14 protein-coding genes and 2 pseudogenes are annotated in these 10996 nt (G+C 58.5%); 11 read left to right on the plus strand and 5 right to left on the minus strand.

Going from position 1 to position 10996, the window contains the following annotated elements:
• Window positions 1-512: 512 nt before the first annotated feature.
• Window positions 513-2174 (minus strand): SulP family inorganic anion transporter, encoded by a 1662-nt coding sequence (locus QZ638_RS18865; RefSeq protein ID WP_295813447.1) that lies wholly within the window; start codon window positions 2172-2174, stop codon window positions 513-515.
• 89 nt (window positions 2175-2263) lie between these two features.
• On the minus strand, window positions 2264-2518 hold the full coding sequence (locus QZ638_RS18870) for a helix-turn-helix transcriptional regulator (RefSeq protein ID WP_295813448.1): 255 nt from the start codon (window positions 2516-2518) through the stop codon (window positions 2264-2266).
• A 390-nt stretch (window positions 2519-2908) separates the two neighbouring features.
• Here QZ638_RS18870 and QZ638_RS18875 point away from each other — a divergent pair, with 390 nt between their 5' ends.
• The 4 genes from QZ638_RS18875 (at window position 2909) to QZ638_RS18890 (ending at window position 4001) form a co-directional block, all read left to right on the plus strand.
• Entirely contained in the window at window positions 2909-3193 is a 285-nt protein-coding gene (locus QZ638_RS18875; RefSeq protein WP_295813449.1) for a hypothetical protein, read from the plus strand.
• A gap of 11 nt (window positions 3194-3204) precedes the next feature.
• A complete protein-coding gene (locus tag QZ638_RS18880) occupies window positions 3205-3486 on the plus strand; it encodes a DUF3862 domain-containing protein (RefSeq protein ID WP_295813450.1) in 282 nt (93 codons plus the stop codon).
• A gap of 35 nt (window positions 3487-3521) precedes the next feature.
• Window positions 3522-3704, plus strand: a complete 183-nt coding sequence (locus QZ638_RS18885) for a hypothetical protein (RefSeq protein WP_295813451.1) — start codon at window positions 3522-3524, stop codon at window positions 3702-3704.
• A gap of 168 nt (window positions 3705-3872) precedes the next feature.
• Window positions 3873-4001, plus strand: coding sequence for a hypothetical protein (locus QZ638_RS18890; protein ID WP_295813452.1), 129 nt, complete (start codon window positions 3873-3875; stop codon window positions 3999-4001).
• A gap of 362 nt (window positions 4002-4363) precedes the next feature.
• Here the strand turns inward: QZ638_RS18890 and QZ638_RS18895 are convergent, their stop codons facing one another.
• Window positions 4364-4687 (minus strand): hypothetical protein, encoded by a 324-nt coding sequence (locus tag QZ638_RS18895; protein WP_295813453.1) that lies wholly within the window; start codon window positions 4685-4687, stop codon window positions 4364-4366.
• A gap of 1007 nt (window positions 4688-5694) precedes the next feature.
• Between QZ638_RS18895 and QZ638_RS18900 the strand changes: the two genes are divergently transcribed.
• Window positions 5695-5817, plus strand: coding sequence for a hypothetical protein (locus QZ638_RS18900; RefSeq protein ID WP_295813454.1), 123 nt, complete (start codon window positions 5695-5697; stop codon window positions 5815-5817).
• A 16-nt stretch (window positions 5818-5833) separates the two neighbouring features.
• On the opposite strand, the pseudogene QZ638_RS18905 reads toward QZ638_RS18900, so the two are convergent.
• Window positions 5834-6408 (minus strand): annotated as a pseudogene (locus QZ638_RS18905) (IS630 family transposase); the annotation flags it as partial.
• A gap of 76 nt (window positions 6409-6484) precedes the next feature.
• Here QZ638_RS18905 and QZ638_RS18910 point away from each other — a divergent pair.
• Both QZ638_RS18910 and QZ638_RS18915 read left to right on the plus strand, forming a co-directional pair.
• Window positions 6485-6832, plus strand: a pseudogene (locus QZ638_RS18910) (transposase); the annotation flags it as partial.
• On the plus strand, window positions 6812-7033 hold the full coding sequence (locus QZ638_RS18915) for a LysR substrate-binding domain-containing protein (RefSeq protein WP_295813460.1): 222 nt from the start codon (window positions 6812-6814) through the stop codon (window positions 7031-7033). The pseudogene QZ638_RS18910 and the gene QZ638_RS18915, both read left to right, overlap by 21 nt.
• A gap of 25 nt (window positions 7034-7058) precedes the next feature.
• On the opposite strand, the gene QZ638_RS18920 is transcribed toward QZ638_RS18915, so the two are convergent.
• Window positions 7059-7847, minus strand: coding sequence for a GntR family transcriptional regulator (locus tag QZ638_RS18920; protein WP_295813455.1), 789 nt, complete (start codon window positions 7845-7847; stop codon window positions 7059-7061).
• A 54-nt stretch (window positions 7848-7901) separates the two neighbouring features.
• Here QZ638_RS18920 and QZ638_RS18925 point away from each other — a divergent pair, with 54 nt between their 5' ends.
• From QZ638_RS18925 to QZ638_RS18940, 4 genes are all read left to right on the plus strand, one after another.
• Complete coding sequence (locus QZ638_RS18925) at window positions 7902-8768, plus strand: ABC transporter substrate-binding protein (RefSeq protein ID WP_295813456.1); 867 nt, start codon at window positions 7902-7904, stop codon at window positions 8766-8768.
• A 49-nt stretch (window positions 8769-8817) separates the two neighbouring features.
• Window positions 8818-9681, plus strand: a complete 864-nt coding sequence (locus QZ638_RS18930; protein WP_295813457.1) for an amino acid ABC transporter permease — start codon at window positions 8818-8820, stop codon at window positions 9679-9681.
• Window positions 9678-10442, plus strand: a complete 765-nt coding sequence (locus QZ638_RS18935; RefSeq protein WP_295813458.1) for an amino acid ABC transporter ATP-binding protein — start codon at window positions 9678-9680, stop codon at window positions 10440-10442. The genes QZ638_RS18930 and QZ638_RS18935 overlap by 4 nt, the downstream gene beginning before the upstream one ends.
• Before the next feature lie 66 nt (window positions 10443-10508).
• A partial coding sequence (locus tag QZ638_RS18940; RefSeq protein WP_295813459.1) for an ABC transporter substrate-binding protein occupies window positions 10509-10996 on the plus strand: 488 nt, incomplete at its 3' end.

Consider the following 10996-nt stretch of genomic DNA (forward strand, 5'->3'; position numbering starts at 1 on the left):
TATCTGCAGCATCGCCGTCATGAACTGGCGTCGGCCGATCAACAAGGACCGGACGAACTGCGACCGCCGGCTTTTCATATACACGGGTTTGAAGTGTCCGACACGCATCATGGTTGTGATCGGCCTTGTCGAGAAGACTCGCTGATCGGCTTCAAAGCCCATACTTTTCGGGATTTAAGTGTCCCATGGATCGGACTTTTCCCGCATTGTGGATCAATGGGTTACGGCCCGGGTGTCCCACACTCCTAGTCATGATTGCTCCACAGAAATCACGGCTTGTGGACAGATGCTTGAGATTGAGCGACAAGCGTGGAAATGATCCAACCCCGCCCACGGTCCGTCATCCAGAGAGCTTGCCGATTTGGGGCGCATAGAGAACGCCTTGGCCGAGTTGCGCGATATGGTCGGCGCCCACCACAACAGCAGTAGCCTTATCCATCAACCATTCTTTCGTCATTGCTATTTCCGATCTTTCCGGCCGATGGCCCTTTGTGCGCTCTGGCGACTGCATCTTACATGTTCCGCCGAAAACGTACACGCGGCGGCCTCATACCGTGGATGAGGAGCGTCCGGCGAACCGCAGGCATCGCGCCGGCAATATAGACGGCAGCCCCCCGATTGGCGGCTTTGCGGACAAAGCCTTCGATTGTGGCAGCCCCCGTCGAATCAAGGATGGAAACCGCAGACAGGTCGAGGATGTAAGCCTTTGGCTGGTCGCCGATACGGTCCAACGCTACCCCGACCGCCGCAGCAGCCCCGAAGAAGAAGGCGCCAGATACACGCACCACAGCGACATCCGGGTCGGTCGCCATCCCGGCATCATAGGGTTTGCGACCATTGCCGTTGACGCTGTCGGCCTTGTCTTCCTCTACCAGTGGCCGGGCATTCTTGACTTCCACAGCCTGCGCCATGCGGTGCAGAAACAAAAGCGCGCTGAGGGCGAAACCGACAAGAATGCCTTCGGTCAGGTCGCGGAAGATCACCAACATGAAGGTAACGAGTAGAACGATCGCATCGCCCCATGAAGCGCGGATCAGGATTGCGAATTCGTGCTTCTCCGCCATATTCCAGGCCACTATGGCGAGCACGCCTGCCAGGGCCGCTAGTGGAATGTAGGATGCAAGCGGCGCCGCAACGAGCATGAAAAGCAGCAGAAAGACGGAATGCAAAATGCCGGCAATCGGCCCGCGCGCGCCGGAGCGCACATTGGTCGCGGTGCGAGCGATATTGCCGGTCACGCAGATGCCGCCAAAGAGCGGTGAAGCAATATTCGCGAGCCCCTGGGCCACCAATTCGCAGTTGGAGCGATGCCGCCGACCCGTCATGGAATCGGCCACGACCGCCGAAAGCAGGCTCTCGATGCAACCAAGCATCGCAAAGGAGAACGCGTTGGGCAGTACCGCAATCACCCGCGCATAGGAGATTTCTGGCAGGTGCGGCGTCGGCAGCGTCTGCGGTATTCCACCGAAACGCGTGCCGATTGTCTCCACCGGCAGGCCGAGAAGCATCGCACCGGTCGCGGCAATCGCTACGGCGATGATGAAGGATGGCCAGTGTGGGCGATAGCGCCTCACCCCGACGATAACGCCTATCGTAACCAGGGCAACTAGGGCAGCCGCCGGACTGACAGTCGGCAGCGCGCTACCGATTGCCCGAAATTTCAGCAGCAGTGGCCCCGGCTCTTTATCGAGACTGAGGCCGAGCAGGTCCTTGATCTGGCTGGAAAATATGATGACCGCAATGCCTGCCGTGAAGCCGACGGTCACCGGATAAGGAATGTACTTGATGAAGATACCAAGCCGCAGCAGTCCGACAGCCACCAGCATCAGTCCCGATAGAAATGTCGCCAGCAGAAGACCATCGACGCCATGCTGGGCCACTGTTGCCGAAACCAGCACGATAAACGCACCAGCCGGCCCGCCGATCTGGAAGCGGCTGCCGCCGAAGGCCGAAACGATGAAGCCGCCGACTATGGAGGTATACAGGCCCCGGTCCGGCGTCACACCTGAAGCAATGGCAATCGCCATGGAAAGCGGCAAGGCCACGATGGCGACCGTCAGACCGGCTACGGCGTCGGCCTTGAGGCTCGTCAGTCCGTAATCCTCCTTGAGGACGGTGAGAAGCTTGGGCGTATAGAGGTCGCGAAAATCCGGCTTTATGGTCGTGGCGCCCATGACGATCCTTTCTTTCTGCCACCATTCAGGCGGGATCGTCGGCCGGGTCTCGGTCGGCGCCGCTCGTTCGTTCAATCAGGGAGCAAGTCTCAGGATAGAGGAACCTTCAGGCGAACCCCCCGGCCTCCACCCGTGCTTGTGGCATTGTCGCCGATCAGTTCGATGCCGGCCCTGTCGAGGGCCTCGACCAGCTTTGTCAAAGTATCAATCACCCCGCGGACAATACCTTCGCTGGCCTCCATTCGCTGGATGGTCGGCACTGAAACGCCTGCTATCTCGGCCAGTTGACGCTGGTCGATCCCAAGGAGCGCGCGGGCAGCGCGCATTTGAGCGGCTGTGATCATAATTAGACTCATATTTCAAATTACGATTACAATATACAAAATACATATATTGATGTCTATAACATCAAATTTCATATGATGCGCGATGGGGAGTAGCCTCGTGGGGCCGATCTCCTGCCTGGAGTTGACATCCTGGAGCTTCCGATGCCGGTGCAACTGCGATTGTGCTGCTCGCCACCAGCACAATCCCAAACCTTCAACTGGCTGCCGAGCTTGCGATACGCCGCATCATACTCTTCCGCCAGTCGTATCCTGGTGCGGCTTTCAATCAGAAAGGCATGCGCGCAGCCAAGCAAATTATACGGAATTGTGCGTCGATGGCCTGTACACTCTCGCTTTCGCAGATAAAGTTCGATCATCAGTGCCAGCGACTATACCGAGCGAACAGCGATGCCCAAGAATTTCACCCAAGAACTCCTGGAAGCGGCCGAGAAACCAAACAGTTTCTCTCAATCGGAGTTGCAGTCCCTTCTGCGTCGGGCCGCCCTTTGCCTTGACAGCAGACAAAACCCGGGCGGCTCAGTATTGCTGATCCAGGAGGTTGCTGAAATGGTGGATAAATTCGCCAACGAGCACGGGATGAGCCGCGATGAGGGAGCTAATGCGCTCCTGCTCGAATGGGGAGTTGACGCCGGCATTATCGAAATCGATGATTTGGAAGAGGAAGACGAGTAGAGGGGGAATCCATGCGCATCACCATTTCATTCATACTCGTGGTTCTATCCAGCACCGCATTTGCCTCCGACTGCACAGTCACAAAAGCCCAGTACGATGCTCTTGAAATGGGGATGAGATACCAGCAGGCAGTCGATGCTCTTGGATGCGAAGGAGAGGAATTGAGCATTTCCGAAATGGGCAGTTTCAAAACCATCATGATGATGTGGGAGGGAAACAGCCTGAGCGCGAGTATGGCTGCGATATTCCAGAACGATAGGCTTATCCAGAAAGAGGAATTCGGCTTGAACTGAATGCGCGCCCACCGTCATAAACGATAATGTGAATCATGACCGACGCAGAACCGAGAGTTGACGGCATCACGGCAAGTGATCCGGTTTCGACATCCGTGCTAGTGTCCCTGATCGGGGCGATCGCTTCAAAAGGTGTCCTGTCGGATTACGAAGTCCGCAAAATCTACAAGCACGCACTCTTCTTGCTTGAGAGCCATCAAAGCGAACAACTGATATGAAGGCGATCTTCCAGGCGGCGCGCGAGATTATCGACGCTCAGTTGCGACAACGATCATGAACTGGCGAATATTCATCGTGAGCGTAATCGGATCTGCGGCAATCATCGGCGGCATATATGCGGCGATGATGGCGCTGTTTGCTTGATCAAGGGGTAACAGGAGGCCAAATTGTCACGCAGACCGCCAAAGCAGGAACGCAGGGAGATGAACTGGCTGGTTCTGCTCGTATGCCTGGTGATCGCTGCCGCCGTCGCATGGGTGGTTTACGAAATTGTTGAATTGCTGGCGGCACTCTAGGCGAATAGGGAGGGAGATGGAGCCAGTTGCCGATTTACCGGATGTTTACTAGGCTTCGGCCAATATGCCCTTGCGCGACAGGTATTGAGTACGCGCCATTCTTGAAGCCTCGCCTTGCCCGCCCATACTGCTCGGCGAGGCTTCCTTTCCCAGTTCAGTGAGCGCCGCGTTGTCTCATTTTTCGGAGAGAGAGACGACGGCCCCGGCCACCATAAGGGCAACCGGGGCGCGATGACCAATATCAGCACGAATTTCAGGGAGGTGGGCTGCGCTCGCGTGGAGCGGCCTTGAGGCGCTGCAGTATCTCACGGGTACCCGTCCCAGCTTCGAGAACAGGGCCTTGTAGACGAAGCCGGCGCCGATCATGTGCCCGGCTCCAGGTCTAACTTCAGGTCGCGGTAAACCTTCGTAATGTCGCGCCTGCGCTTGATCGCATAGACCGCGAAACCCGCAACAATGAGCACGATGGCAAGCTGCACCCGCCAATCATCGAACACAGCCAGAACCGGAACGATGACCGAAGTGATGATCCATTGCCAAACTGTCTTGGATTTGGTCAGCGGCTTGTCGAGGTTTTGAGGGGAGACCAGCGACTTGTTGAGGCTGTCGCCGGTATAGTAGCATTGCCCTCGCCTCACATGCAGGTGCGCGCGCCGCGTATCTCCCAATACGGGGAACGAAGCCATTCACCTGAGAGACGCCTCCCGAACCCGGTGCGATCGATCTCACCGGAGATAGCCGCGGCGGATCAGAAGGTGATAGGCAAGCCGGTCCTGAAGGTTCGGATCGAGCACCCGCGATCCTCGCAGGCCGAGACCATGTGCGCTGTGCGGCAATCACCTCGTCCACGGTCATTTTCGTGACGGGCCTGGCCAGCTTTCGCTGATTGTGACCATAATTCACGTCATGGCAATTGAGCGGCATGCGGCTCGTTTCCATCTGATAGACGAACGCAAGCAGCAGCGCCGCGCCAATGGGTACGGGAAAGCCATGGGTTTCGGTTTCAGATGTTCGGTGTTAAGTCTGGAGAACCCTGTTGGGGACGGCCCCTGCCGGTTTAGTGTCCGACCCGTCGCTGCCGGCAGGGGTTTTCTCGCGCTCCTGATGATCTACCGTGTGATTGCTGGCGGGTGCTGATTCTCGTTAAGGTTCGGAAAGATACTGCTCGCACCTCCCCGTATGCACATCAGCTAACGCGCCTGCAGATCTGATCTGAATATCCGGTTTAAAATGCGGCATGCTGCTTCAGCGCGATACCGATCGATGCCAACAAGTTTGTTGCCGCCAATACTGGCAGGCTCTCCTGTTGAGATTTCGATGACTGTCCACTTCCGCGGCGCGGTTTCGATACTTCGGAAGTATACCGTTCTGATATCCATGGCCGACAAACGGCGGCATTGGGATCGAGTTGCAGCATTACCGCTGGTTGTGATGTCCTGAAATCTTTCGTTACAGACGGATGCTTGCCGTGTGGCGAACCCGGCGAGGCCCGCAGGCCGGAGCCAACATCCGCCCTACCAAATTGGCACCAACCGCTTCGTGACCGAATTAACCAGTTTAAAACGCTCACAATCGACTATTGGATACGCTGGCGCGCGCAACTTTGGACATGAAGCTCTTTGATCAATCAAAATGCCCCGCGTACCAGCATTTTCCGTCTTGGCGTCATCGCGCCAAACACACCGAAACCGAGATGCGTTATTGTAAAGCCATGTATCTATGGCTCTATCTACTCGCCTACATTGTGGGCATGGGAATCGTCATTCACATAGTCATGACGGCGATCAGTCGCTTTCCGCCCGATCTCGATAACTGACTCGAGCAGGTTCGACTTAGTCCGGGTCATATCGGCTGCCTTGAAGTAGTGCCGGCATTCCTCGTCCGTGAAGGCGGATAGGCAGTCGGCAACGACGGGCCAGAGTTCGTCGACGGTTCTTGCGGCGGCCTTTCTGAGCAGTGCCTTGAGCTTCGAGAAGGCCATTTCTATCGGGTTGAAGTCGGGCGAGTAGGGCGGCAGGAACAGGAGCCGCGCTCCGACCTTCTCGATGGCCTCGCGCACATCGCTGAACTTGTGGGGCGGCAAATTGTCCATGGCCACGACATCGTCGGGGCTAAGCTCGGGTGCGAGAACCTGCTTGGCATAGGCCAGGAAGGCTGCACCGTTCATCGGGCCGTCGAGCAGCATCGGCGCCGCCATGCCGGACAGTCGCAGGCCGGCGGTGAAGGTGGTCGTCTTCCAATGGCCATGGGGAACAGCCGCTCGCCCTCGCTGCCTGGCCATCTTTGTGGATGCCGCGGTCTCATCGATGAAGATCAGCTTCTCGGGATTGGGATCGAGTTGGCTATCGAACCAGGCTATGCGGCGGCGAAGGACGTCCGCGTGCTGCTGCTCTGAGGCGTGCGCCGTCATTTATGGGATGGCCCGCCCCTCCCGCCGGCTCCGCGCTATGGTGCCGGTGTGTTTGAGAGGAAGGAGCGAACCAATGACCATTGTGACCCTTGGAATTGACCTGGGCAAGAACCTGAACAGCGTAGTAGGCATGGATTCGGAGGGGCAGGTCATTCTGCGCCGCCGCGTCAGGCGAGCGACACTCTCCGAACTCGCGGGTAGTCTTCCGACCTGCACCGTCGCCATGGAGGCGTGCTGCGGTGCTCATCATGTCGGCCGTCTCTTTATCGCGAAAGGGCATGATGTCCGGCTGATGTCGCCCGAATATGTCCGCCCATACGTTCGTGCACAAAAGAACGACGACAACGATGCGGTGGGGATCGCCGAGGCAGCGACGCGGCCGACCATGCGCTTCGTCGAGTTGAAGAGCCAGGATAGGCTTGGTGCTGCTCTGCTGCCCAGGTTCCAGATTCATCACGAGGTGGAGGCGGGGCATCTGGAACTTGTTCCCTCAGGACCGGGACCGAGCGACCGAGCCTATTATTTCGTTTGCCCGGAAGAAAAATCTGCCATGCCGACAGTTGTCGCGTTTCGGGAATGGATTCAGGAGGAGGCTGCGCTGGAACAGTCTACGCAGGGGTGATGCGAGGCGTTAGTGCGCGTGGTGTTCAGGAGCCTATGTGGGCATGGAGCATCGTTCTGATGGCCGCCGAAGCGTTCGATAGATGAGCCCTTGTGGCCAACCGCGCAGCGCCACCGTCGCGTTGCCATATCGCGTGCGCAACGGCGATCTGATCCCGCCCACGGCTTTCAGAAATGGTGAAGTTCTGATTGCAGTAGTACCAGATCCTCAGCGAGAGATTGAAGTAGAGATGCGCTGTGGGTTCAAGGAAGGGGTTGCGCGCCATCCTGAAAATGTTGCGGTGGAACTGCGCGTCGAGATCCGTGACCTCCGCATTGGTCGAGGCGGTCTGAATCGTTCTTGCTAGCTCCAGGAGGCTACTGCGTTCGTCGTCTGTGGCGCGTTCACTCGCCAGTTGTGCAGCAAGCCCTTCTATCTCTTGGCGGATTTCGGTTAACCACAGCTCATCGCCGATATTGATGTCTGCGGCGAAAGTTCCGCGACGCGGAAATATGGAGACGAGCCGCTCGAAGGCCAGCCGCTTGATAGCGGTGCGGATCGGTGTGAGCCCGAAGCTCAGCCTGGCGCTGAGCTCGTCTTCGCTGAGGGCCGTGCCCGGCGCGATCTCGACGCGCACGAGCAGGTCCCTCAAGTGATGGTATGCGTGATCGCTGAGCTGGCTGGCGTGATTGATGACGACGGTTTCTGACATGTGCACTAAAATTTCTATCTGATGGCTGCTGCCTTTTAAAGCATTTGCCTTTTTCAAACCAGCCGCATCCAGCACCTCGGCAAATCCGCAAAAACCCGCTTGACGGTCTCCGGTACCCGCCATACTGTGATGATGACTGAAATTTCAGTCCATATAACAGAAACAGAGGGAACAGTCATGTGCAGGCTTCATTTGATGGTCGCCGCCACTGCATTTGGAATTCTGGGGGCCATTTCCGGAGATGCCCGGGCGCAGGATCTGCCCGGCATGGTTCCGCAGGACATACGCGAACGCGGGTATATCGAGATCGTCACGGATCCGTCTTTCGGACCGCCGTGGAGCTATCATCCGGGAGACGATCAGAGCGAATATGCGGGCATCGACGTCGATATCGCCAACGAGTTCTCGAAGCGTCTGGACCTCGAGCCGCGCTTCGTGAGCCTCGGCTTCGCAGCAATCATTCCCGCTCTCAAGTCCGGCCGTTTCGACATGGCCATGGCCGGCATGAGCGACACGGAGGAGCGCGGGAAGCAGATCGACATGATCGATTACGCGCTGGATTCGACAACGCTTCTGGTGCAGGCGGGCAATCCCAAGAACATCCGGGGCCTTGAAGACCTCTGTGGCTTGTCCGTGGCCGGCGTCACCGGCTCGATCCAGCTCGCGATGGCGGAAGAACAATCCCCCAAATGCGACGAACCGATCAATATCACGGCCTTTCCCACCAAGTCGGACGCCGTGCTTCAGGTCGAGACGAAGCGCATGGACGCCACGCTCGACGGCTACATTGTGTCGGGGTACCTCACCAAAGAGGGCGTTCTGGGCCAGAAGAACATGGAGGCCGTCTTCGAGGCGGTTCTGAACCCCAAGCCTCTGGGCATCGGTGTGGCAAAGGGGAATGCCGAATTGCGGGACGCCGTCGTCGCTGCGATTAACTCCATGATCCAGGACGGGACCTACCAGAAGATCTTCGCGAAATGGGGCGACGACAACATGCCGCTGAAGGCCGCGGACGTTAACAATTTCCGTCTCGGGCAGGAATGATCCGCTCCCGTTTCAAAGTCACGGCAGCCACAGGAAGGAAAGCGGGATGATGTCTTCCAGACCTGGTTTCACATTGATTACTTCACTTCTCTCCCTGCTGGCTGCCGCCGGCGTGGTCTACATGTTCGCCACGTCGCAGGTGATGTGGGACGAGGTTCTGACCTATCTCACAGCGCCGGCGATCTTCTACGGGATCTATGTGACCGTCGGCCTGACGATCCTTTCCATGTTTTTGGGGATCGTGTTGGGCGTCATATCGGCGCTGATGAGCATCTCGCCGTCTCCGATACCCAAGGCTTTCGCACAATTCTACGTGTGGCTGTTTCGTGGTATACCGCTCCTGGTCCTCATCATCTTCTGCTACAATTTCGCGTTGTTTGCGCCGCGCATCGGGTTCGGCGAATTCTCCGTCTCGACCAACGTCGTCATGACGAGCTTCACGGCGGCGGTGCTGGCCCTGAGCCTGCACGAAGGGGCCTATATGTCCGAGATCGTGCGGGGCGGCATCCTGTCCGTGGACAAGGGGCAGATCGAGGCGGCCCGCGCGCTGGGCATCAGCCGCCGCAAGACCTTCCGGCGCATTGTCCTGCCGCAGGCGCTGACGGTGGTGATCCCGGCGACGGGCAACCAGACGATCGGCATGCTCAAGGCAACGTCGCTGGTTTCCGTGATCGGGGTGCACGATCTGCTCACCCAGGCCCAGTTCATCTATACGAAAAACTATCTCATCATCGAATTGCTGATCGTCGCGGTGGTCTGGTACCTGGGCCTGGCGGCCGTGGCCAGCCTCGGACAGCGCTATCTCGAACACTGGATCTCGTCGCGAAAGGCGGGCGGATGCTTGGTGGCCCGGGCGGTTCGCGGTGCGGCCGGGTCGGGCGAAGGCGTGATCGCGGAGGTGAAACCGTCATGAGCTCCGCCATGATTTCCATCAAGAACCTGCACAAGAGCTATGGCGCCCAGGAGGTGCTCAGGAATATTTCCCTGGACGTCGGGAGCGGCGAGGTGGTTGCGATCGTCGGGCCGTCCGGCTCGGGCAAGAGCACGCTGCTGCGCTGCGTGAATTTCCTCGAGACCTTTTCGAGCGGAAGCATCACCGTTGGCGGCGAGATGATCGGCTACAGGGAGAGCGGCGGCAAGCGGCGTCTGCTCGACGAAAAGGAGATCGACAAGCAGCGCGCCGAAATCGGCATGGTGTTCCAGAGATTCAACCTGTTCGCGCACATGTCGGTGACGCAGAACCTGATCGAAGCACCGGTGCAGGTGCGCAATGTGAAGCCCGACGCGGCACGCCTTTACGGGCTGGAGCTTCTGCAGAAGGTGGGATTGGAGGAGAAGCGGAATGCCTATCCCGAACATCTGTCCGGCGGCCAGCAGCAGCGTGTGGCCATAGCGCGCGCGCTCGCCATGCGGCCCAAGGTGATGCTGTTCGACGAGCCGACTTCCGCGCTCGACCCCGAGTCGGTGGGAGAGGTGCTCGCCGTCATCAGGCAACTCACCGGCGAGGGGATGACGATGATGATCGTGACCCACGAAATCGGCTTCGCGCGGGAGGTGAGCGACCGTGTGGTCTTCATGGATGACGGACGCATCGTGGAAGTGGGGCCGCCGTCGGACGTGATCGGCAATCCCCAGAACGAGCGGACCAGGGCCTTCCTGTCCAAAGTGCTCTGAACCATCGCCACGCTTCATGCCCGCGACCCGAATATCAGCGGGCCTCAATCTGTGAGACAGAAGAATATGACAGACCGCCTGCGGCTCATTGCCGAGCATTCCTTGACCTACGCGCCCCATCATGTGGCCGAGAAACTCGGTTATTTCGACGCGGCGGACCTCGATATCGGCGTCGATTACGCCTCCGGTCCCGGTGGCTCTTGGCTTGCCGACGTCCTGGCCAGGGACGAAGCCGACATCGCGCGTGGAGGGGTGTGGATCCCGATGATGTATCGCGGGCATCTGGAAGACCTTCGCATCTTCGCGCAGCTGTGCGACCGCAATGTGCAGATCCTGCTGTCCCGTCAGGAAAGCCCGGATTTCAGCTTTGCCGACCTCATCGGCAAAAGAGTACTCCTTCCTGCGGCGGCGACCAGCCAATGGATGTTCCTCGCTGGATTGCTGGGCGAACATGGTGTTGATGTCGCGCGGATCCGGTGGCTGCGCGATCTCGACATTTCGACCATGACGCGGCTGTGGCGTGGCGGGTTTGCCGACCATTTTCTCGCGTCGGC

It is taken from the genome of uncultured Nitratireductor sp., from assembly GCF_913053745.1.
GTDB lineage: Bacteria > Pseudomonadota > Alphaproteobacteria > Rhizobiales > Rhizobiaceae > Nitratireductor.

Excerpts from the sequence above, each read along its gene's own strand:
- QZ638_RS18865 (WP_295813447.1), bottom strand. The coding sequence starts at position 2,174 with ATGGGCGCCACGACCATAAAGCCGGATTTTCGCGACCTCTATACGCCC.
- QZ638_RS18870 (WP_295813448.1), bottom strand. The coding sequence starts at position 2,518 with ATGATCACAGCCGCTCAAATGCGCGCTGCCCGCGCGCTCCTTGGGATC.
- QZ638_RS18875 (WP_295813449.1), top strand. The coding sequence starts at position 2,909 with ATGCCCAAGAATTTCACCCAAGAACTCCTGGAAGCGGCCGAGAAACCA.
- QZ638_RS18880 (WP_295813450.1), top strand. The coding sequence starts at position 3,205 with ATGCGCATCACCATTTCATTCATACTCGTGGTTCTATCCAGCACCGCA.
- QZ638_RS18885 (WP_295813451.1), top strand. The coding sequence starts at position 3,522 with ATGACCGACGCAGAACCGAGAGTTGACGGCATCACGGCAAGTGATCCG.
- QZ638_RS18895 (WP_295813453.1), bottom strand. The coding sequence starts at position 4,687 with ATGGCTTCGTTCCCCGTATTGGGAGATACGCGGCGCGCGCACCTGCAT.
- QZ638_RS18900 (WP_295813454.1), top strand. The coding sequence starts at position 5,695 with ATGCGTTATTGTAAAGCCATGTATCTATGGCTCTATCTACTCGCCTAC.
- QZ638_RS18920 (WP_295813455.1), bottom strand. The coding sequence starts at position 7,847 with ATGGCGGGTACCGGAGACCGTCAAGCGGGTTTTTGCGGATTTGCCGAG.
- QZ638_RS18925 (WP_295813456.1), top strand. The coding sequence starts at position 7,902 with ATGTGCAGGCTTCATTTGATGGTCGCCGCCACTGCATTTGGAATTCTG.
- QZ638_RS18930 (WP_295813457.1), top strand. The coding sequence starts at position 8,818 with ATGTCTTCCAGACCTGGTTTCACATTGATTACTTCACTTCTCTCCCTG.
- QZ638_RS18935 (WP_295813458.1), top strand. The coding sequence starts at position 9,678 with ATGAGCTCCGCCATGATTTCCATCAAGAACCTGCACAAGAGCTATGGC.